This is a genomic window from Caballeronia sp. ATUFL_F2_KS9A, from assembly GCF_023630765.1.
Taxonomy (GTDB): domain Bacteria; phylum Pseudomonadota; class Gammaproteobacteria; order Burkholderiales; family Burkholderiaceae; genus Caballeronia; species Caballeronia zhejiangensis.
Genome location: NZ_JALQEK010000031.1, coordinates 99,362 through 119,202 on the forward strand (window position 1 = coordinate 99,362; position 19,841 = coordinate 119,202).

The 19,841-nt window shown below is 63.2% G+C and carries 20 protein-coding genes; 14 read left to right on the forward strand and 6 right to left on the reverse strand.

What is annotated here, in order from left to right:
* Positions 1–14 precede the first annotated feature (14 nt).
* Both NCS67_RS19305 and NCS67_RS19310 read right to left on the reverse strand, forming a co-directional pair.
* Complete coding sequence (locus tag NCS67_RS19305) at positions 15–431, reverse strand: ribulose bisphosphate carboxylase small subunit (RefSeq protein WP_008354337.1); 417 nt, start codon at positions 429–431, stop codon at positions 15–17.
* A gap of 694 nt (positions 432–1,125) precedes the next feature.
* Positions 1,126–2,619 carry a form I ribulose bisphosphate carboxylase large subunit gene (locus NCS67_RS19310; RefSeq protein WP_250436155.1) on the reverse strand — a complete coding sequence of 498 codons (1,494 nt, stop codon included), beginning with the start codon at positions 2,617–2,619 and terminating at the stop codon, positions 1,126–1,128.
* Between the two features lie 392 nt (positions 2,620–3,011).
* Here NCS67_RS19310 and pqqA point away from each other — a divergent pair, with 392 nt between their 5' ends.
* The 3 genes from pqqA to NCS67_RS19325 all read left to right on the forward strand — a co-directional run bounded on the left by pqqA (position 3,012) and on the right by NCS67_RS19325 (position 4,459).
* The gene (gene pqqA, locus NCS67_RS19315; protein WP_008354335.1) at positions 3,012–3,086 is read left to right on the forward strand and encodes a pyrroloquinoline quinone precursor peptide PqqA; all 75 of its coding nucleotides are present in this window, start codon (positions 3,012–3,014) and stop codon (positions 3,084–3,086) included.
* 80 nt (positions 3,087–3,166) lie between these two features.
* Positions 3,167–3,733: a DUF447 domain-containing protein gene (locus tag NCS67_RS19320; protein ID WP_008354334.1), complete on the forward strand. Its 567-nt coding sequence runs from the start codon at positions 3,167–3,169 to the stop codon at positions 3,731–3,733.
* A 36-nt stretch (positions 3,734–3,769) separates the two neighbouring features.
* Positions 3,770–4,459, forward strand: coding sequence for a (5-formylfuran-3-yl)methyl phosphate synthase (locus NCS67_RS19325; protein ID WP_250436156.1), 690 nt, complete (start codon positions 3,770–3,772; stop codon positions 4,457–4,459).
* A 699-nt stretch (positions 4,460–5,158) separates the two neighbouring features.
* On the opposite strand, the gene NCS67_RS19330 is transcribed toward NCS67_RS19325, so the two are convergent.
* The 3 genes from NCS67_RS19330 to NCS67_RS19340 all read right to left on the reverse strand — a co-directional run bounded on the left by NCS67_RS19330 (position 5,159) and on the right by NCS67_RS19340 (position 7,982).
* Positions 5,159–5,746, reverse strand: a complete 588-nt coding sequence (locus tag NCS67_RS19330; RefSeq protein WP_250436157.1) for an amino acid kinase family protein — start codon at positions 5,744–5,746, stop codon at positions 5,159–5,161.
* 68 nt (positions 5,747–5,814) lie between these two features.
* Entirely contained in the window at positions 5,815–6,945 is a 1,131-nt protein-coding gene (locus tag NCS67_RS19335; RefSeq protein WP_175982311.1) for a hydantoinase/oxoprolinase family protein, read from the reverse strand.
* Complete coding sequence (locus NCS67_RS19340; RefSeq protein ID WP_250436159.1) at positions 6,942–7,982, reverse strand: ATP-grasp domain-containing protein; 1,041 nt, start codon at positions 7,980–7,982, stop codon at positions 6,942–6,944. The genes NCS67_RS19335 and NCS67_RS19340 overlap by 4 nt, the downstream gene beginning before the upstream one ends.
* A gap of 13 nt (positions 7,983–7,995) precedes the next feature.
* Here NCS67_RS19340 and NCS67_RS19345 point away from each other — a divergent pair, with 13 nt between their 5' ends.
* The 11 genes from NCS67_RS19345 (at position 7,996) to NCS67_RS19395 (ending at position 18,871) form a co-directional block, all read left to right on the forward strand.
* A complete protein-coding gene (locus tag NCS67_RS19345) occupies positions 7,996–8,727 on the forward strand; it encodes a HisA/HisF-related TIM barrel protein (protein WP_250436161.1) in 732 nt (243 codons plus the stop codon).
* A gap of 945 nt (positions 8,728–9,672) precedes the next feature.
* Positions 9,673–10,935, forward strand: coding sequence for a molybdopterin-binding domain-containing protein (locus NCS67_RS19350; protein WP_250436163.1), 1,263 nt, complete (start codon positions 9,673–9,675; stop codon positions 10,933–10,935).
* The gene (locus tag NCS67_RS19355; RefSeq protein WP_250436165.1) at positions 10,932–12,626 is read left to right on the forward strand and encodes a formylmethanofuran dehydrogenase subunit A; all 1,695 of its coding nucleotides are present in this window, start codon (positions 10,932–10,934) and stop codon (positions 12,624–12,626) included. The genes NCS67_RS19350 and NCS67_RS19355 overlap by 4 nt, the downstream gene beginning before the upstream one ends.
* Before the next feature lie 3 nt (positions 12,627–12,629).
* Positions 12,630–13,571 carry a formylmethanofuran--tetrahydromethanopterin N-formyltransferase gene (fhcD, locus tag NCS67_RS19360; RefSeq protein WP_250436168.1) on the forward strand — a complete coding sequence of 314 codons (942 nt, stop codon included), beginning with the start codon at positions 12,630–12,632 and terminating at the stop codon, positions 13,569–13,571.
* Complete coding sequence (locus NCS67_RS19365; protein ID WP_250436170.1) at positions 13,568–14,389, forward strand: formylmethanofuran dehydrogenase subunit C; 822 nt, start codon at positions 13,568–13,570, stop codon at positions 14,387–14,389. Before fhcD ends, NCS67_RS19365 begins: the two co-directional genes overlap by 4 nt.
* 46 nt (positions 14,390–14,435) lie before the next feature.
* On the forward strand, positions 14,436–15,008 hold the full coding sequence (locus NCS67_RS19370) for a cytochrome b (protein WP_008354322.1): 573 nt from the start codon (positions 14,436–14,438) through the stop codon (positions 15,006–15,008).
* The gene (gene pqqB, locus NCS67_RS19375) at positions 15,005–15,925 is read left to right on the forward strand and encodes a pyrroloquinoline quinone biosynthesis protein PqqB (protein ID WP_008354321.1); all 921 of its coding nucleotides are present in this window, start codon (positions 15,005–15,007) and stop codon (positions 15,923–15,925) included. Before NCS67_RS19370 ends, pqqB begins: the two co-directional genes overlap by 4 nt.
* Before the next feature lie 22 nt (positions 15,926–15,947).
* The gene (gene pqqC / locus NCS67_RS19380; RefSeq protein ID WP_008354320.1) at positions 15,948–16,694 is read left to right on the forward strand and encodes a pyrroloquinoline-quinone synthase PqqC; all 747 of its coding nucleotides are present in this window, start codon (positions 15,948–15,950) and stop codon (positions 16,692–16,694) included.
* Positions 16,691–16,999: a pyrroloquinoline quinone biosynthesis peptide chaperone PqqD gene (pqqD, locus tag NCS67_RS19385; protein ID WP_008354319.1), complete on the forward strand. Its 309-nt coding sequence runs from the start codon at positions 16,691–16,693 to the stop codon at positions 16,997–16,999. The genes pqqC and pqqD overlap by 4 nt, the downstream gene beginning before the upstream one ends.
* Positions 17,000–17,003: 4 nt before the next feature.
* Positions 17,004–18,200, forward strand: coding sequence for a pyrroloquinoline quinone biosynthesis protein PqqE (gene pqqE, locus NCS67_RS19390; protein ID WP_250436172.1), 1,197 nt, complete (start codon positions 17,004–17,006; stop codon positions 18,198–18,200).
* Entirely contained in the window at positions 18,197–18,871 is a 675-nt protein-coding gene (locus tag NCS67_RS19395; RefSeq protein ID WP_175982318.1) for a response regulator, read from the forward strand. Before pqqE ends, NCS67_RS19395 begins: the two co-directional genes overlap by 4 nt.
* On the opposite strand, the gene NCS67_RS19400 is transcribed toward NCS67_RS19395, so the two are convergent.
* Positions 18,817–19,821, reverse strand: coding sequence for an ATP-binding protein (locus tag NCS67_RS19400; RefSeq protein ID WP_250436174.1), 1,005 nt, complete (start codon positions 19,819–19,821; stop codon positions 18,817–18,819). The genes NCS67_RS19395 and NCS67_RS19400 overlap by 55 nt on opposite strands.
* Positions 19,822–19,841 lie beyond the last annotated feature (20 nt).

Genomic DNA, 19,841 nt, shown 5'->3' on the forward strand with positions numbered 1-19,841 from the left:
GTCGGTGTTCCTCATCAATAACGCTCGCCGCTCGGGCGATCGGTTGCGTAGGTGCGGATCGCATAGCGCTGGATGCGGCTTCTGTCGTCCTGGCGTTCGAGTCGGAAGCCTCGTTCTTCCGCTGGGCGATTCACCATGAACGAGAGGCGCATCGTTTCGAATCCGCGGACCGAGTCGAAGGCGTTTACTTTGATGTAGTGGTTCGGATACGTCTTGCGGCATTCGTTCACTTCCATCAGCACGCCGGCGGCATCGTGGAGGTCGAACATGGGGAGGCCCCACATTTCCCAATACGTATTCCTTGGATGGGGATCGTCGGTGTATTCCACCGAGCAGGCCCAGCCTTGCTCTAACGCGTAATTGATTTGTGCGGATATTTCTTCGTCGGTTAATGGTGGCAGGAAGGAGAATGTTCCTTGGGTGATGTTCATTTCGGGTTCCTTATGTTTGGAGATTCGGCTTCTTCTATGAAATCCTGTGTTCGCGGCGGTCTATTAGCGTTGCCCCTGTGCGGGGCGGCAGTCACTTTCTTTGCTGCTGCAAAGAAAGTAACCAAAGAAAGCAGCTTCCGATACGCCCGCGGTCACACGCAATTTGGGTAGTCCTCTCGTCCATCGTGGGCTGCCTAAAGAGTGCCCTCAAACACCTAATCGGGCTTGGCTCGCGCACGGTCTGTAACATCGCACCACATAACAAACTGGTTCAGCACGAAATAGCTCCAGCCCGCTTCGCGGCCGACCCGGTCAATCGGGTCCGCGCGTGCTTCTCTACTAACGTCTCCATCTCACTGCAATCGCCGCCCTTTGGTTTCCCTTGCATACCCGGCGGCAGCGCGTAGCGCTGTGCCGAAGCTGTTTCGTGCTGAACCAGTGTCCTCAGCGTTTTCGGGCGGCGGACCGTGCGCGAGCCAAGCCCGATTAGGTGTTTGAGGGCACTCTTTAGGCGAGTGCCGCCTGGGACGAGAGTACTACCCAACGTGCGTGTGACCGCGGGCCTGAAAAGCTGCTTTCTTTGGTTACTTTCTTTGCAGCAGCAAAGAAAGTGACTGCCGCCCCGCACAGGGGCAGTGCTAATAGACCGACACGAAAACGGGATCCGGCGACAACAACAACAACAACAAACCTCTTATACCCCCGCCGTAGCAGTAACAGCAAAATCCGGCGTATCCGTCGACGCATAGTTGAAAGTGACATCGCGCCAGGTATCGAGCGCCTGCTGCAACGGCGTACACCTCCGCGCGGCGGTTTCAAGAATATCGGGGCCTTCACGAGCAATATCCCGCCCTTCATTCCGCGCTTTCACCATGGCTTCGAGCGCGACGCGATTGGCCGTCGCCCCGGCCTGAATCCCTTGCGGATGTCCAATCGTCCCGCCGCCGAATTGCAGAATGCAGTCATCTCCAAAGAGATCGAGCAACTGATGCATCTGCCCTGCGTGAATCCCGCCCGATGCCACCGGCATCACCTTGCGCAACCCCGCCCACGGTTGATCGAAGAAGATCCCTCGCGACAGATCAGGCTCATTGCGCGCCTCGCGGCACACGTTGTAATAGCCCTGCACCGACAACGGATCGCCTTCCAGCTTGCCGACGGCAGTGCCCGCATGAGCATGATCGACGCCCGCCATCCGCAGCCACTTCGCGATCACGCGAAACGAGATGCCATGATTGCGCTGCCGCGTATAAGTCCCATGTCCCGCGCGATGCAGATGCAGAATCATGTCGTTGCGACGCGCCCACTTCGACATCGACTGAATAGCGGTCCAGCCGATCACGAGATCGATCATCACGATGCACGACCCGAGTTCCTTCGCGAATTCCGCGCGCTCGTATATGTCTTCCATCGTGCCGGCCGTCACGTTCAGATAGTGACCCTTCACTTCGCCGGTCTCGGCTTGCGCGCGGCTCACCGCTTCCATTGCGAAGAGGTAACGATCGCGCCAGTGCATGAACGCCTGCGAATTGATGTTCTCGTCGTCCTTCAGAAAATCGAGCCCGCCTTTCAAACCTTCGTACACGACGCGCCCATAGTTCTTTCCCGACAAGCCGAGCTTCGGCTTCACGGTCGCACCGAGCAGCGGACGTCCGTATTTATCGAGCCGCTCGCGTTCGACGACGATGCCCGTCGGCGGTCCCTGAAACGTCTTCAGATACGCAACGGGAATACGCATGTCTTCGAGCCGCAGCGCCTTCAACGGCTTGAAGCCGAACACATTGCCGATGATCGACGCCGTCAGGTTCGCGACCGATCCCTCTTCGAAAAGATCGAGTTCGTACGCGATGTAAGCGAAGTACTGCGGCTCGTCGGCGCGCGCATTCGGCACCGGTTCGACGCGATACGCCTTCGCGCGGTACATGTCGCATGCAGTGAGACGGTCGGTCCACACGACCGTCCATGTCGCCGTCGACGACTCGCCCGCCACGGCCGCAGCCGCTTCCTCCGGCTCGACACCCGCTTGCGGCGTGATGCGAAAGAGCGCGATGACGTCGGTGTCCTTCGGCGTGTAATCGGGCTGCCAGTAGCCCATCTCGCGATACTTCATGACGCCGGCCGCATAGCGCGAGCGCGGATCGGACGGATTGCGCACCGCCTCGACGGCGGCCTTGCTGAAGTCGTTCATTCCGTTTCCTCGACAGTGAGATGAGAGTGGCGTCGCGGTGCTGCTCGAAGCGATCGCCGCTTGTGAACCGCGCCCTGCTGTCATTGCAGAGTAAGCACGCGTCGCACAGAAAGGAATTCACGAATTACTTGCCCGGGCTTAAGCGATGCCTTAGTCGGGAATAGCCCTGATGCGTTTATGAACGAAGCAATGGGACACTGTGTTCTGATTTCGTCACAGTCGGCGCGCATGATGAGCGAGCCGCGCTCTTCGGCATCCGCTTCATGTCATTGGCATGACGCTTGCATCGTCGAAGGGCCGGCCCCCTCCCGGCCGCCTGGCGGATTCGTCCGCATCGGCAAATCATCGAAGCGGTATCGAGGCATCAACCCGACTCATCTGGAGGAACGCCCATGCAATGGACCACGCCGAGCTTCACCGATATGCGTTTTGGTTTTGAAATCACGATGTATATCGCCACCCGCTAAACGCGGACCGAACCCGCACGAAGCCGCATCGAAGCGATGGCGGCTCTTTCGTGCGGCTACGAATACTTTCGCCGACCATCATGATTTACGAGACCATCGTCACGACCGCGGATCGCGATGGCCGGCCGCATATCGCGCCGATGGGCGTGCGCTTCGAAGAGGGCCTCGCGATTCTTGCGCCGTTCCGTCCGTCGACGACGCTCGATAACGTCATCGCGACGAAGAGCGCCGTCATCAATCTGACGACGGACGTGCGCGTGTTCGCGGGCTGCGTGACGGGCATTGCGCGCGACTGGCCGACGGTTGCCGCGAGCACGGTGCCAAGCGTGCGGCTCGCATCGACGCTCGCGCATATCGAGCTGCGTCTCGCCGAACTTCTCGATGACGAAGCGCGCCCGACGTTGCGCATGGAATGTGTGCATCGCGAGACGCATGCGCCGTTTCCGGGCTTCAATCGCGCGCAGGCGGCGGTTGTCGAAGGCGCGATTCTCGTGAGCCGGCTGTTCATGTTGCCGCCTGAAAAGGTGGATAGCGAGGTGGCGTATTTGCGGATCGCCATCGACAAGACTGCGGGCGACGCCGAGCGCGAGGCCTGGCAATGGCTTTTGCAGGCGATCGAGGCGCATCGCGCGAAGGCTGTGAGCTGACGCGTTTTCCGTAGCCATCCCTCTGGAGTTTCGACGATGACCGCATTGCTCGCGAGCGTCCGCTCGGCCGACGAAGCCTTCGATGCGGCGAACGCCGGCGCCGAACTGATCGACCTGAAGGAGCCGGGCGCGGGCGCGCTGGGCGCTGTTGCGATCGGCGATATCGCGCGTATCGTGGGGGCGTTGCGTGCGCGGTATGCGGTGCGGCCGATCAGCGCGACCATCGGCGATTTGCCCAACGATGCGCTCGACGAGATGACCGCGCGCGTGCTCGATGTCGCGGCTACGGGCGTCGATTATGTGAAGGTCGGGGTGTCGCCCGGGGCGGGCGCTTTTGCGTGCTTGCGGCATCTGGCGAGCTTGCCGGCGGCTGTCGTGCCGGTGTTGTTATCCGACGATGGCGTGGATCGCGAACTGGCCGCGCTTGCGGCGCAACTGGGCTTTGTGGGCATCGTGTTCGATACGGCGAGCAAGGACGGGCGCACGTTGTTCGATTGCGTCGATGTGGGGGCGCTTGCTTCCTGCATCGGCGATGCGCGCAAGCGGGGGACGATGATTGCCGTCGCCGGATCTTTGAGGTGGGACGATCTCGACAGGATTCGTTTGCTCGCGCCGGATATTGCCGGGTTTCGTGGGGCTCTTTGCGATGAGCGCGATGGACGTACTGGGAGGCTTGATCCGCTTCGCGTCGAGAAGTGGGTTCGGGCTTTGCATCTTGCTCGTTGAGCGTCGGTTATTCGGGGGCTTTTTCGCAGGATCCCGGTTTCGCGTCGGTCTATTAGCGTTGCCCCTGTGCGGGGCGGCACCTACTTTCTTTGCTGCTGCAAAGAAAGTAGGCAAAGAAAGCAGCTTTTCAGGCCCGCGGTCACACGCACTTTGGGTAGTCCTCTCGTCACAGGCGGCACTCGCCTAAAGAGTGCCCTCAAGCACCTAATCGGGCTTGGCTCGCACACGGTCTGCCAACCAATAACTTCGAGGGCGCTGGTTCAGCACGAAACAGCATCGGCACAGCGCTACGCGCTGCCGCTGGGTCTGCAAGGGAAACCAAAAGGGCGGCGATTGCAGTGAGATGGAGACGTTAGTAGAGCAGCACGTGCAGTCCCGATTGACCGGTCGGCCGCGAAGCGGGCCGGAGCTATGTGGTGCTGAACCAGTTTGTTGTGTGGTGCGATGTGACAGACCGTGCGCGAGCCAAGCCCGGTGATTGTGATGAGGGCACTCTTTAGGTAGCCCACGATGGACGAGAGGACTACCCAAATTGCGTGTGACCGCGGGCGTATCGGAAGCTGCTTTCTTTGGTTACTTTCTTTGCAGCAGCAAAGAAAGTGACTGCCGCCCCGCACAGGGGCAGTGCTAATAGACCGACGCGAAAACGGGATCCGGCGAAAAAGGAAAACCAAAAGCAAAAGCAAAAGCGAAGAAAATTCAAACCGCCACGTTGAGCAATCGATCCCGCATAACCCCTACATCGGACTTACTCAAAACCTCGACGACATAATTTGCATCCCGCACATAATCCGCAAACCGCCGATCCAGAATGCCTTTAGAAGCCAGCGCCTCGAGCGGCGCATTCGCCTCGACCTCGCAAGACTTCACGATCATCAACCGCTCCGCATTAAGCGAAGTAGAAAGCCACGCGGCGAGCGAATCCGAAGTGGTCTCCCAGTTCGTCATGGAATCGGGCGTCGAGCGCATCAGATCGGTCGGAACCCAAACCGCCACACGCCCATCGCGCAACGCGCGCCGAATCCTATCCTCGTTCGACGCCAGCACGAGCTCCGGCACCACGCCCTGCATCAGAATCGCGTACTGCGCCATCGCGAGCAGACACATGTTGTGAGCCGCGAGATCGTCGAAATGCCACTCCTGCTGATACTGCCGCACCGCGTCCGCGAAATCGCCGCCGCCCGGCACGATCACGACGCGCCCGCCGCCCACTTCCCATAGCCGCGTCAACCACTCGCGCAGCGCCGGGTCGTGACTCAGGCTTCCCCCGATCTTCACCACCCACATATTCCTGTCCTCGTTCGATCAAGCCGGCGGGCCACGCACCCGCATCCTTCGCTATGTTTCGCACGCTATCACGCAGCGCGCGCCGATGCATCGTTCGACAGATGCGCTTCGTTGCCTCCCGCGCCCTTCATCGCCATCGACGCCAGCAGCGCAACCGCCACGCTCGGCGCGCACGTCGATACCCATTCGGCACGCGTCGCATCGTCGCCGTCGATACCCGCGAGACGCGCGAAGTCGACATAGCTGCGCGCCTCCTGCCGCGCCAGCGCCGCCGCCAGAAAGCGCCCGCAACCCGCGCCCACGATCGGCGCCGCCGCCAGCGCCGCATCCTGCGCAACGACGCGCGCCAGATTCGTCTCCAGCGCGCGCAATTGCTCGCGCCGCCAGCCCTGCGCGAAACGCCGCCACTCCGCATCGCTCGCATCGGCGGCGTCGCGGCCGATCATCCGCGCAATCCGGACGCGGCTCGCAGCCTGCGTCTTCGGCCCGTTGTCGGCGCTCGGATGCTGGTCGTGCTCGGGCCACAACTCGCCCGTCAGACGATAGACATCCGCGGTCGTCGCGAACCATTCGTTCATCACGCCGGCGTGCTCGCCGCGAAACGCGATGCGATGCGCGAGCCCGCACAACGGCGTTCGCACCACGCCCTGATACACGAGCTCGCCGCTCACGAGCCGTTCGGCGTCGCTGGTGCCGCGCGCCACGACGCGTCTGCCGACGATCGGAATGATGTCCGTCGTCGTGCTGCCGATATCGACGAGCAGCGCATCCGGCAGGCACGCCGCGACCCATTGCGCGGTCGCGAGCCAGTTCGCCGATGCGACCTTGCGCCAGTGTTCCGCGCACGCCGAGCGCGCGAGCCAGCCCGCGTCGCCGGCGAAAAACATCGTGCGCGGCCCGAGCCTTTGCGCAAGCGCGCGCGTCAACGCACGCACGCCGTCGGCGCGGTCGGCGAAGAGATCGACCATTTCGCCCGTCATCGTGACGGCGTGGCGCGCGGCCGGATCGGCGGCGGCGGGCCAGCGCTCGAACATCGCGTCGATCGCGCGTTCCAGGTGCGCCATGCCCTGCCACAGCGGACACGCCCATTGCGCGACGTCGGCGAGCACGCCCGCGCGCGTCGCCATCGACACCTTGACGTGCGCGCCGCCCACGTCCCAGCCGAACACCGGCGCATCGTGCAATGTCGGTGCCGTCATGACGACGCTCCGGCGCACGCGCGCAGCAATCCGGCATCGCCGTCGAAGCCGGGCACGCGATGCGCCGCGAGCAGCTCCGCCGCGAGATTCCTGCCGCCGCGCCGGCTCAGTTCCGCATACGCGACCGTGAGACGCGGATTCACCTCGATCACGACCGGCCCGCGCTCGGGATGCCACACGACATCGATGCCGACGAAGCCGCGCAGCCCCGGAAACGCATCGGCGACGCGCAGCGCGAGCCGTTCGAGCGCGCGTCCTTGCGGCCCATGCCGGTCGATGCGGTCGACATCGACGCCATCGAACTGAACGATGCGCTCGCGCCGTTCCGATCCCGCCGCATCCGACAATCCGATGCGCTGCCGGTTGATGCTCACGAGCCGCGAGAGCCGGTCGCGGCAGATCAGCGAAAGGCTCAACGGCTCGCCGTCGACCCATTCCTGCAGCACGGGATTGCGGCCCGCTTCCGCACGCGCGGCGTATTCGGCGCGCGCGGCGGCGAGGTCGTCGTAGACGTAGGTATCGAGGCCGCCCGCGCCGTCGTCGGGCTTGACGACCCAGCGCCGGCCGATTGCGGCGGCCGCGTTTTCCGGTTCGAGCGCGCGCGTCGCGGCGATGCTGCGCGCGGCGAGACACGCGGCCGTCGCGCTCTTGCTCGATGCCCCGCGGATCGCTTCCTTCGCGCAGCCGAGCCAGCGCGCCTGGCCGACGGCGTCGTAGAGCTTGAGCAGCAGTCCGTCGCACTCGGGCGCGACGATGCAGGCATGGTCATGCTCTCGCGCCACGCGGGCCACGAAGCGGATGAGCGATTCGCCCGGATGCGCGCGCACGTAGCCGCTTGCGCCGTCGAGTTGCTCGAAGCGCGAGCTTGCGACGGTCACGTCGATGCCGGGCAGCGCGCGCAGATCGGCGGCGATGGCGTCGCGCATCACGCGGCCTTCGACGATGAGCGCGGAGAGATCGGCGAGGCTGCCTGCGCCTGCCGCGTCCGGATCGATGCCGCCGCCGGTGAGATACTCGAATACAAAGATCTTGGTCAAAGGAAAGCCATCCATGCAGGTGATACCCGTTCTCGATCTGCTCGACGGCCACGCGGTGCGCGCGGTGCGCGGCGAGCGTTCGCGCTATCGGCCGATCCAGTCCTCGTTGTGCGCGACGAGCGATCCTGTTGCGATCGCCCGCGCGCTCGTCGCCGCGACCGGCGCGCGCACGTTGTACGTCGCCGATCTGGGCGCGATCCTTTCGCGCGGCGCGCACGATGCCGCGCTCGCCGCGATTTGCGATGCCCTCGGCGACGGCTTGCGCATCTGGCTCGACGCGGGCTTTACCGCGTTTCTGCCGATGCGCGCTTTCGTCGAACGCGTCTTGCGGCTGACGCGTTCAGCGGCGCCTGCCGCGATCCTGCCTGTGTTCGGCACCGAAACGCTCGTCGATGTCGGCGCGATCGCCGAGGCATCGGCTTGCGGCTTCGAGCCGATACTTTCGCTCGACTATCGCGGCGGGCGCGCGCTCGGGGCGACGCATGGCGAGAGCGGATGGTGGCCGTCGCGCGTGATCGTGATGACGCTCGATCATGTGGGCGCGTGTGGCGGGCCCGATCTCGACACGTTCGCTGACGTGCGGGCGCTCGCCGGGGCGCGGGAGGTGATCGGCGCGGGTGGAATCCGCCATGCCGATGATCTCGCGCTCGCCGAGCGCAGCGGCGCTTCTGCCTGGCTCGTCGCTTCCGCTATTCACGATGGCGCCTTATCTCAGGGCGATGTGCATCGCGGGGCTTCTTTCTGACTTCCTTGGCACCGAACTCAATTTTTATGCCAACGGCTTTCGGGGCGCGTTTTAGGTGTAATCGTTTGGGAAGCAGGTGTTGCATATGGTGATTCATGGGTGACAGTGTGTTGCAATGCGGAGCAGTTTTTTTCGCCTTTCCCGGCGGGGGTTTCGCTGGATCCCGGTTTCGCGTCGGTCTATTAGCATTGCCCCTGTGCGGGCGGTAGTCACTTTCCTTCCAGTAGTCGCCGGATCCCGGTCTCGCGTCGGTCTATTAGCGTTGCCCCTGTGCGGGGCGGCACTCACTTTCTTTGCTGCTGCAAAGAAAGTAAGCAAAGAAAGCAGCTTTTCAGGCCCGCGGTCACACGCAATTTGGGTAGTCCTCTCGTCACAGGCGGCACTCGCCTAAAGAGTGCCCTCAAACACCTAATCGGGCTTGGCTCGCACACGGTCTGCCGCCCGAAACCGTTGAGAACGCTGGTTCAGCACGAAAGAGCTTCGGCACAGCGCTACGCGCTGCCGCCCGGTATGCAAGGGAAACCAACGTGCGGCAAGTGCAGCGAGATTGAGACGTTAGTAGCGAAGCACACGCAGACCCGATTCACCGGTCGGCCGCGAAGCGGGCTGGAGCTGTTTGGTGCTGAACCAGTTTGTTGTGTGGTGCGATGTGGCGGACCGTGCGCGAGCCAAGCCCGGTTGGGCCTATGAGGGCACTCGTTAGGCAGCCCACGAACGACGAGAGGACTACCCAAATTGCGTGTGACCGCGGGCGTATCAGTAGCTGCTTTCTTTGCTTACTTTCTTTGCAGCAGCAAAGAAAGTGAGTGCCGCCCCGCACAGGGGCAATGCTAATAGACCGACACGAATACGGGATCCGGCGAAATCAAAAAGCGATAAGCAAAAGCGAAAAGCGAAAAGCAAAAAGCAACAAAACCGGCATAGACCTTGCTCAAAAGGTCGACCATGCCCGATACCTCCACCACGCCGAGCGCCCCGTCCGCGGCCTCAAAACCTTGGACCTGTCCGTTCTGCCCTTTACTATGCGACGACATCACGCTCGCACCCACCGCCGATCACCGCCTCGCAGCGCCGCACACCGCCTGCCCGCGTCTGGACGCCTCCCTTGCCCGCTTCGGTCCGAACGATGCAAGCCAGAAGCCCCAAATCGACGGGCAAGTCACCGACGAAAAGTCGGCGCTCTCGCGAGCCGCCGCGATCCTGTCGAACGCACATCGGCCGCTATTCGGCGGTCTCGCGACCGACGTGTCCGGCGCACGCGCGCTCTATGAACTCGCCGCGCAGTGCGGCGCGATCCTCGATCACCTCCACGGCGACACGCTCGCCGACAGCAATCGCGCACTGCAAGATCGCGGCTCGTTCTTCACGACGCTCTCCGAAGTCCGCTCGCGCGCCGATCTCATCGTCGTGTTCGCGTGCGAGCCGTCGCGACGCTATCCGCGCTTCTTCGAGCGCATCGCAAGCGAGGGCCGCGAGACAAAGGTTGTATTCATCGGATGTGACATCGATAAAGCCGCCAACGCCCAAGCCGAATCGATCCTCGCGAACGCCGATCCCTTCGACACACTCGCGCTGTGGTCCGCGCTCGTCGAAGGCGGCCGTCCGATTCCAACGCCAGAGCTCGTCGCGCTGACCGAACGCATCAACGCCGCGAAGTACACGGCGGTGATCTACGAGCCATCGGCGCTGCCGACGCAACACGCCGCGCTCGCGATCGAAGCGCTGCAACGCATCGTCAAGGCGATCAATCGCACCGCGCGCGCCGGCACGCTCGCCCTCACCGGCGACGACGGCGCCGCGTCCGTCAATCAGGCGATCACATGGCTGTCGGGCTTTCCGCTGCGCACGCGCGTCGCATACGGCTTGCCGCTCGATCACGACGCGCATCGCTATCGCTCGGAAACGCTGCTGCAGCGCGGCGAAATCGACGCGCTCCTGTGGGTGTCCAGCTTCGCGCCCGAGCCGCTGCCCGCATCGCTCGATGCGAACGTGCCCGCGATCATCCTCGCGCATCCATCGACGGCCGTCCCCGTGCGCCACGCGCCGACCGTGTTCATCCCCGTCGCGACGCCGGGCATCGACAGCGGCGGGCATCTGTTTCGCGTCGATACATCGGTGGTCGCGCCGCTCGCCGCCGCGCGCGATTACGCCTTGCCGACGGTCGCATCGATCGCATCGCAACTCGCGCAGGCAAGGAGGCCCGCATGAGCGTCACGCGCCTCAAAGGCGGCACGCTTTACGATCCGGCGAATGGCGTCGATGGCGAGAAGCGCGACATCCATATGCGCGATGGCCGCATCGTCGCCGATGCCGCGAACGAAAGCATCGACCGCGATTACGATGCGAGCGGCATGATCGTGATGGCGGGCGGCATCGATCTGCATTCGCACATCGGCGGCGGCAAGACGAATCTGTCGCGGCTGCTTCTGCCCGAAGATCATCGCGACGATCCGCGTGCCGTGCCCGATCGTCCGAACGAAGGCCGATACATGCGTCTGCCATCGTGCGGCGTGTGCGCGCCCGGCACGCTTGCCACCGGTTATCGCTATGCGGAAATGGGCTACACGGCCGCGTTCGAGCCGGCGATGATCGCGTCGAACGCGCGCCACGCGCATCTGGAAATGGGCGACACGCCGATCATCGATCACGGCGCCTACGTGATGATGGGCAACGACGAGCTCTTCCTGCAGATGCTCGCTGCGAAGGAAGACTTCGAACGTCTGCGCGATTACGTCGGCTGGACCATCGATTCGAGCAAGGCGCTCGGCGTGAAGGTCGTGAATCCGGGCGGCATATCGGCATTCAAGTTCAATCAGCGTTCGCTGGATGTCGATGAAAAGCACGCGCATTACGGCATCACGCCGCGCGATGTGTTGAGCACGCTCACGCGCGCGCTCACCGAGCTGCGCGTGCCGCATCCGCTGCATGTTCACGCAAGCAATCTCGGCGTGCCGGGCAACATCGAATCGACGATCAGAACGATGGACACCGCCGATGGCCTGCCCATTCATCTGACGCATATCCAGTTCCATAGCTACGGCACGGAAGGCCCGCGCAAGTTTTCATCGGGCGCGCGCGCGATCGCCGATGCAGTGAACGCGCGGCCCAACGTGACGATCGATGTCGGCCAGATCATCTTCGGTCAGACCGTCACCGCATCCGGCGACACGATGATGCAGTTCAAGAACGCGCCGATGGCCCGACCGCGCAAATGGGTGCTCGGCGATATCGAATGCGATGCGGGCTGCGGCATCGTGCCGTTCAAGTACCGCGAACAGAGCTTCGTGAATGCGCTCCAATGGATCATCGGGCTCGAGATCTTTTTGCTCGTCGACGATCCGTGGCGGGTGTCGATGACCACCGATCATCCGAACGGCGCGCCGTTCACGAGCTATCCGCATCTGATCCGCTTGCTGATGGACAAGTCCTTTCGCGACGAACAACTCGACAAGCTGCACGCCGATGCGAAAACCGCGAGCGCGTTGAGCGAAATCACGCGCGAATTCTCGCTCTACGACATTGCGATCATCACGCGCGCCGGTCCCGCGAAACTGCTCGGCCTCACGGATCGCGGGCATCTCGGCGCAGGCGCGGCGGCGGACATTGCCGTGTATCGCGACGATGACGATCGCGAGCGCATGTTCACATCGCCTGCTTACGTGTTCAAGGACGGCGAGCTGATCGCGCGCGACGGCACGCTGCTCGCGACGCCCACCGGCGGCATCCATTACGTGCGCCCCGACTACGACCGCGCGATCGAAAAGCGCGTGCGCGAATTCACGCAGGCAAACCTCGCGACGCGCTTCGAGAACATCGCGATCGGCGACGATGAAATCTGCGCATGCTGCAACGGCGGGCGGCTGTTGCCCGTCGCATGCTTCGCTTCGAACGGGAGTTGACGCATGCGTATCAACGACACGCAGATCGACGACACCTTCGCCGAAGCCTTCCCGATGAAAGCGACGCGCCTCGTCATCACCGCGCATTCGTCGACGTGGGCGCGTCACGCGGCCAATTCGCTGACAGGCTTCGCGACGTCCGTCATCGATTGCGGCTGCGAGGCCGGCATCGAACGCGATCTGTCCGGCGATGAAACGCCCGATGGCAGGCCCGGCATCGCGGTGCTGATCTTCGCGATATCGTCGAAGGAACTCGCCAAGCAGATCGCGCGGCGCGTCGGCCAATGCGTGCTGACGTGCCCGACGACCGCCGTCTATGGCGGCATCGATCCCGCCAACACACGCGCGCCGCTCTCCGACAACGCGCCGCTCGGCGCGGGCCTGCGCTTCTTCGGCGACGGCTATCAAATATCGAAAGTACTCGACGGCGCACGCTATTGGCGCGTGCCCGTGATGGACGGCGAGTTCGTCTGCGAGGAATTCACCGCGACGGTGAAAGCGGTCGGCGGCGGCAATCTGCTGTTTCTCGCGCGCGACATCGACAGCGCGCTCAATGCGGCCGAATCCGCCGTCGCCGCGATGCATCGGCTGCCGAACGTCATCACGCCGTTTCCGGGCGGCGTCGTGCGCTCGGGATCGAAGATCGGATCGAAGTATGCGGGCGCGACGGCGTCCACGAACGATGCGTTCTGCCCGACGCTCGTCGGCTTGTCGAAGAAGAGCGAGCTGACGCCGGACATCGCGTGCGTGCTCGAAATCGTCATCGACGGCTTGACCGATGCCGATGTCGGCGCGGCGATGACCGCGGGTATCGCGGCGGCGACGAAGATCGGGCGCGCCGGCGGCGTGCTGCGCATTTCGGCGGGCAACTACGGCGGCAAGCTCGGGCCGTACCATTTCAAGCTGCATGAACTGTCGAAGGATATCGACGGGAGCCGCGCATGAACGCCATCACGTTGCGCGTAAAAAATGCGCCGGGCTTTCGCGTCGACGGGTCGAAATTACTGCCCGCGACGCTGGCGGAGATATCGGCGACAGAACTGCCGCGCATCACGCTGCAAGGCGCGGGCGAAACGTGCGCGCTCGGCGATCTTTTCGACATCGCGCAGGAACCAAGCGATGCGCCCGCACTCACGATAGAAGGCGATGCGCCGTGGCTCGACCGCATCGGCGCGAACATGACCGAAGGCACGCTCGCGGTGCACGGCGCTGCAGGCGATTACGCGGGCATGAAGATGTCCGGCGGCGAGTTGAACATACGAGGCGATGCGGGCGCATTCGCCGCGTGCGAGATGCAAGGCGGACGACTGTCGATTCACGGCAACGCCGGCGAGTTCGCCGCAAGTGCGCTGCCCGGCGACATGGAAGGCATGACAGGCGGCACGCTCGCGATTTACGGCAGCGCAGGCGCGCGCCTCGCGGATCGCATGCGGCGCGGCACCGTGCTGGTCGCGGGCGATGCGGGCGATTTCGCCGCGTCGCGGCTCGTCGCGGGCTCGGTCTGCATCGGCGGGAAAGTGGGCGCACACTTGGGCTACGGCATGCGGCGCGGCACGGTGTTGCTGGCAAATGCGCCATCCCGCATTCCGCCGACGTTCACCGAAGGCGGGCGCGGCTTCGACGTCTTCTGGCTGCTGTTCACGCGCATGCTCGCGCGCGAGATCGCACCCTTTTCGCAGTTCGCTGGCAAGATATTGCCGCGACGCTACGCGGGCGATCTCGCCGTCGATGGACGGGGGGAATTGCTGATCGCCAATTCGTAGCAAGGAGATGAACAATGGACCGTTGGCACTTCCGGGGAGACACGCCATGAGCACCGCGCGGACATCAGCAACGTCGCGCGACGGCCGTATCGATGCCGCAAGCGAGCGTTACGCAGGCCCGATGATCGCGTTGCACTGGATAATTGCGATCGCAATCATCGCGATGCTGTGCATCGGCTTCTATATGGTCGGCCTGCCGCGCGGGTTGCCGTTCAAGTCGGACCTCATCAACTTCCACAAGTCGCTCGGAATCACCGTTTTCCTGCTGGTGCTGCTCCGCATCCTGGCACGTCTGGCTTATCGCCGGCCGCCTTTGCCGCCGATGCGAACGTGGCAACGCGCCGCCGCGAGCATTACGCAGGCTCTTTTATACGTTGGCATGGTGGCGATGCCGCTCACCGGTTATCTCGGCTCGTCGTTCAACAAGTTCGGCACGAAGTTCTGGGGCATCGCGCTGCCGCAATGGGGCTGGGACGACAAATCCATGCGGCAGATCTTCTTCGGCATTCACGAGTATCTGGCGTGGATCATGGCCGCGCTCGTCATCGTGCATTTTCTCGGCGCGATGAAGCATCAGTTGATCGATCGCGACGGTCTCTTGCGGAGGATGCTGCCTTGAAGATTCGCGTGCTCGGTTCATCGGCGGGTGGCGGCTTTCCGCAATGGAACTGCAACTGCCGCAATTGCGATGGCGTGCGGCGCGGCTCCATTCTGGCGCGTGCGCGCACTCAGTCGTCCATTGCTGTTACCGATAACGGCGAGGACTGGCTGGTCGTCAACGCATCGCCGGACATTCTTGCGCAGATCGCCGCAAACCCGGAATTGCAGCCCGCGCGCCGCGTGCGCGACACCGGCATCGCTGCCGTCATCACGATGGATGCGCAGATCGATCATGTCACCGGTCTGCTGATGCTGCGCGAGCGCGGCACGCCCTTGCCGCTCTATACGACGGACGCCGTGTGGCAGGACCTCTCGACGGGCTTTCCCATCACGTCGATTCTTTCGCATTACTGTGGCGTCGAGCACAGGCGCATCGCGCTCGATGGCGCATCGTTGTCCGTGCCTGAGCTGCCGCGCGTGGGCATCGACGCATTGCCTCTGTCGAGCAAGGCGCCGCCGTATTCGCCGCATCGCGATGCGCCGGAAACAGGCGACAACATTGGCCTTATGTTCACGAATCGCGCTTCGGGCAAGCGCGCATTCTATGCGCCGGGGCTCGGCGCGCTGGAGCCGCATGTGCTAGATGCGATGCGCGAAGCAGACTTGCTGCTCGTCGATGGCACCGTCTGGACCGACGATGAAATGATTCGCCTCGGCCTCACGAAGAAGACCGGCAAGGATATGGGCCATCTCGCGCAAACCGGCGCGGGCGGCATGATCGACGTGCTCGATTCGATCGATCGCGCGGGCGTGCGCAAGGTGCTGATCCACATCAACAACACGAACCCGATCCTCATCGAGGATGGACCTGAAAGGCGCATGTTGTCGGAGCACGGCATCGAGGTCGCGCACGACGGCATGACTTTCGAGCTGTGACATTCGTACTGGAGACCGTTAGATGTTCGACCCGATGCTCAACCCGACCACAGGCCCGATCTTCACGAAAGTGACAGACGAAGGCCCCGCGTGGACGCGCGACGAATTCGAAGCGCAGTTGCGCGCGAAGGGCACGGCGTATCACATTCATCATCCGTTCAACGTGAAGATGAACAGCGGCGGCTGCTCGAAGGAACAGATACGCGGCTGGGTCGCGAACCGCTTCTACTATCAGATCAACATTCCGCTGAAGGATGCGGCGGTGATGTCGAATTGCCCCGATCGCGACACGCGCCGCCGCTGGGTGCTGCGCATTCTCGATCACGATGGCTACGACGATCAGCCCGGCGGCATCGAGGCATGGGCGCGTCTTGGCGATGCGGTCGGCCTCTCGCGCGACGATCTATGGTCGCTCAAGCTGGTGACGCCGGGCGTGCGCTTCGCCGTCGATGCCTACGTGAACTTCGCACGGCGTGCGCCGTGGCAGGAGTCGGTGTGTTCATCGCTTACGGAGATGTTCGCGCCGCAGATTCACAAGGACCGGCTCGCGACATGGCCCGAGCATTACAAGTGGATCGAGCCCGAAGGGCTTTCGTATTTCCGCTCGCGCGTGTCGCTTGCGCAGCGCGATGTCGAGCACGGTCTCGAAGTGACGCTCGCGCATTTCACGACGCGTCAGGAACAGCAACGCGCGCTCGATATCCTGCAGTTCAAGCTCGATATTCTCTGGACCATGCTCGATTCCATCGAAAAGGCTTTTCCGCAATGAGCGATACGAACCCGACTCAACGAAAGCAGGAAGCCGTCGAAGCGCCGGACGATTCGTTGCATCCGAAACTGAAACGCCTCTTCCGGCTGCAATGGGAACCTGCGCAGAACGCGCATGTGCTGCTTTATCCGGAAGGCATGGTGAAGCTCAATCAGAGCGCATCGGAGATTCTTCTGCGATGCGACGGCACGCGCGATATCCCCGCGCTCGTCGCCGATCTGGAGCAGGCGTTCAATGCGACCGGCCTCGGCGACGACGTGCGCGCGTTCATCGCCGGCGCGCGTGCGCGAGGCTGGCTGGAGTAGCGTCATGACCGACTTGTCCGAACCGATTGCGAAGCCCGAGCACGAAGACGCAACCGTCGCGCCGCCGCTCTGGCTGCTTGCCGAGCTCACGTATCGCTGTCCGCTGCATTGCGTGTTCTGCTACAACCCGGTGAATTACGCCGATCACACGCGCGAGCTGGACACCGATCAATGGATCGACGTATTACGTCAGGCACGCGCGCTGGGCGCCGCGCAACTCGGCTTCTCCGGCGGCGAGCCGCTCTTGCGCGACGATCTCGAAACGCTCGTCGGCGAAGCGCGCAAGCTCGGCTTTTATACGAACCTCATCACATCGGGCATCGGTCTGACGGAGAAGCGCATCAGTGCGTTGCAGGACGCCGGGCTCGATCACATACAGCTTTCGTTTCAGGACTCGTCGCAGGAATTGAACGACTTCCTTTCCAGCACGAAGACCTTCGACTACAAGAAGCGCGTCGCGAATCTCATCAAGGCGCATGGCTTTCCGATGGTGCTCAATTGCGTGCTTCACCGCTATAACCTGCCGCATATCGGACGCATCATCGACATGGCGCTCGCGATGGGCGCGGAGTATCTCGAACTCGCGAACACGCAGTATTACGGCTGGGCGCACAAGAATCGCGCGCAACTCATGCCGACCAAAGAGCAGCTCGACGAAGCCGAAGCGGTGGTCGAACGCTATCGCAGCGAGATCGGCGACCGGTGCAAGATCTTCTTCGTCGTGCCGGATTACTACGAGCGCAGACCGAAGCGCTGCATGAACGGCTGGGGCTCGGTGTTTCTCGGCATCGCGCCCGATGGCGCCGCGCTGCCGTGTCATACCGCGCGGTCATTGCCGGGCCTCACGTTTCCGAACGTCACCGATATGCCGATCAAGGACATCTGGTACGAGAGCGATGCGTTCAACCGGTTTCGCGGCTTCGGCTGGATGAAGGAGCCGTGCCGCAGTTGCGACGAGAAGGCCATCGACATGGGCGGCTGCCGCTGTCAGGCGTATCTGCTGACGCAGGACCCCGCGAATGCCGATCCGGTTTGCGACAAGTCCCCGCATCACGAGCGCGTGATCGAAGTCGTGCGCGCTGCATCGGCACGGCAGGAACCGCAAGAGCAACCCATCGTCTTTCGCAACGATGCGAACTCGAAGCGCATCGCGGCCGAGGCCTCCGGTAGTGGTTCAAAAGAAGGAGAAGACAAGCCATGACTGCCGATATCTCCGTGCTGCTGGTGGACGATCACGCCGTCGTGCGTGAAGGCTACAAGCGTCTGCTCGAACTGAGTCCCGATGTGAACGTCGCGGGCGAAGCGGCGGATGCAGCCGAGGCTTATCAGAAGTTTTGCGCGCTGCAGCCGGATGTCGTCGTGATGGATCTCGCGTTGCCGGGCGCAAGCGGCATCGAGGCGATGCGGCGCATGCTGGCGCGCGAGCCGCACGCGCATGTGCTCATTTTCAGCGTGCATGAAGAAGCGATCTTCGTGCGACGCGCGCTGGATGCGGGCGCGCGCGGTTATGTGACGAAGGCGAGCGCGCCCGATGTGCTCGTCGAAGCGGTGCGTTCGGTTGCGCGGCGCGTTTCGTATCTGAGTCCCGATGTGTCGCAAGCGCTTGCATTGCGCGCGAGCATTCAGGAAGGACGGCAGTTATCCGCGCGCGAATTCGAGGTGCTGAGATTGCTCGTGCAGGGTTATACGCTGCCGAGCATCGCGGAGAAGTTAGGCTTGAGCCAGAAGACGGTTGCGAATCATCAATCGGTGATCCGCCAAAAATTCGGCGCGGATAACGGCGTGCAGTTGGCACAGATCGCGAACCGCCTGGGGCTTCACTTCGCCGATTTCGCTTCGTCGGCGGTCGCAGGCAACGGCAGCCCCGCCTGAGCCGGCACGCGCGCGCAAAACAGAAAACCCGCGCCCGGCTCGCTCACGATCTGAAACTCGCCGCCGAGCGCTTCGACGCGCTCGCGCATGCCGATCAAACCGAGTCCCTTGCGCGGCTTCGCGAGATCGACGCCCGGGCCGTCATCGGCCATCGTCACGACAATTTCTTCCGGCGCGCGCGCCAGATAAATCTCCACGCGTGAAGTCCGTGCGAACTTCGATACGTTCGTCAGCCCTTCCTGCACGAGCCGATACAGCGTGATGTTGAGCGCATCGCTCAAATTGTCGAAATCGCCGTCGACAGCGAGCGTGAACGTCACATCGGGCAAGCGCTCGCGCCAGCCATCGACGCAATGTTCGAGCGCCGTCGGCAAGCCGAATTCATCGAGGCCGATGGGACGCAGCCTGCGAATCATCCCGCCGATCTCGCGATACACATGCGTCGCGCTTTGCATCAGCGCAAGCGACAGCCGATGAATCTCCGCCTCGCGCGTAGCCGACAAATCGCGGATACGCCCCGCATCGAGCGATATCGCGTTGAGGTATTGCCCGAGCTCGTCGTGCAACTCGCGCGCGAGATGACGCCGCTCGGTCTCCTGCGCGGCGAGCGCCTGATTCGCAAGGCGACGATTCTCCGCAAGCAGATGCTCGGCCTCTTCTTCGAGCGCGCGCCGTCTGCGCACTTCCGATTGCGCCTCGCGATAACGCCGCCACGCGAACCACGCGAAACCGATCGCGAGCACGACGAGCGTCGGCGGCAATTCATCGACTTGAAACCGTTCGGCGCTGCGCGTCAGCCGATACGCGTACTCGCTGAAATCGAAACGCGCAAAGAGCGCGGCCGCGATCAGCGTCGCCGCGAGCACGCAAGCAAGATCGCGCCACACCGGCGAGCGCGGCGCGCGGCGGTCGGCTTCTTTCGCGAAAGAGGGCAAGGATTCGGTCGGCATCGTGGAATGCATTCTACGCA

Excerpts from the sequence above, each read along its gene's own strand:
- NCS67_RS19370 (WP_008354322.1), top strand. The coding sequence starts at position 14,436 with ATGAGCACCGCGCGGACATCAGCAACGTCGCGCGACGGCCGTATCGAT.
- NCS67_RS19305 (WP_008354337.1), bottom strand. The coding sequence starts at position 431 with ATGAACATCACCCAAGGAACATTCTCCTTCCTGCCACCATTAACCGAC.
- NCS67_RS19350 (WP_250436163.1), top strand. The coding sequence starts at position 9,673 with ATGCCCGATACCTCCACCACGCCGAGCGCCCCGTCCGCGGCCTCAAAA.
- NCS67_RS19310 (WP_250436155.1), bottom strand. The coding sequence starts at position 2,619 with ATGAACGACTTCAGCAAGGCCGCCGTCGAGGCGGTGCGCAATCCGTCC.
- NCS67_RS19335 (WP_175982311.1), bottom strand. The coding sequence starts at position 6,945 with ATGACGGCACCGACATTGCACGATGCGCCGGTGTTCGGCTGGGACGTG.
- NCS67_RS19395 (WP_175982318.1), top strand. The coding sequence starts at position 18,197 with ATGACTGCCGATATCTCCGTGCTGCTGGTGGACGATCACGCCGTCGTG.
- NCS67_RS19330 (WP_250436157.1), bottom strand. The coding sequence starts at position 5,746 with ATGTGGGTGGTGAAGATCGGGGGAAGCCTGAGTCACGACCCGGCGCTG.
- NCS67_RS19400 (WP_250436174.1), bottom strand. The coding sequence starts at position 19,821 with ATGCCGACCGAATCCTTGCCCTCTTTCGCGAAAGAAGCCGACCGCCGC.
- NCS67_RS19365 (WP_250436170.1), top strand. The coding sequence starts at position 13,568 with ATGAACGCCATCACGTTGCGCGTAAAAAATGCGCCGGGCTTTCGCGTC.
- pqqD (WP_008354319.1), top strand. The coding sequence starts at position 16,691 with ATGAGCGATACGAACCCGACTCAACGAAAGCAGGAAGCCGTCGAAGCG.
- NCS67_RS19320 (WP_008354334.1), top strand. The coding sequence starts at position 3,167 with ATGATTTACGAGACCATCGTCACGACCGCGGATCGCGATGGCCGGCCG.
- NCS67_RS19325 (WP_250436156.1), top strand. The coding sequence starts at position 3,770 with ATGACCGCATTGCTCGCGAGCGTCCGCTCGGCCGACGAAGCCTTCGAT.
- NCS67_RS19345 (WP_250436161.1), top strand. The coding sequence starts at position 7,996 with ATGCAGGTGATACCCGTTCTCGATCTGCTCGACGGCCACGCGGTGCGC.
- fhcD (WP_250436168.1), top strand. The coding sequence starts at position 12,630 with ATGCGTATCAACGACACGCAGATCGACGACACCTTCGCCGAAGCCTTC.
- NCS67_RS19355 (WP_250436165.1), top strand. The coding sequence starts at position 10,932 with ATGAGCGTCACGCGCCTCAAAGGCGGCACGCTTTACGATCCGGCGAAT.
- pqqC (WP_008354320.1), top strand. The coding sequence starts at position 15,948 with ATGTTCGACCCGATGCTCAACCCGACCACAGGCCCGATCTTCACGAAA.
- pqqE (WP_250436172.1), top strand. The coding sequence starts at position 17,004 with ATGACCGACTTGTCCGAACCGATTGCGAAGCCCGAGCACGAAGACGCA.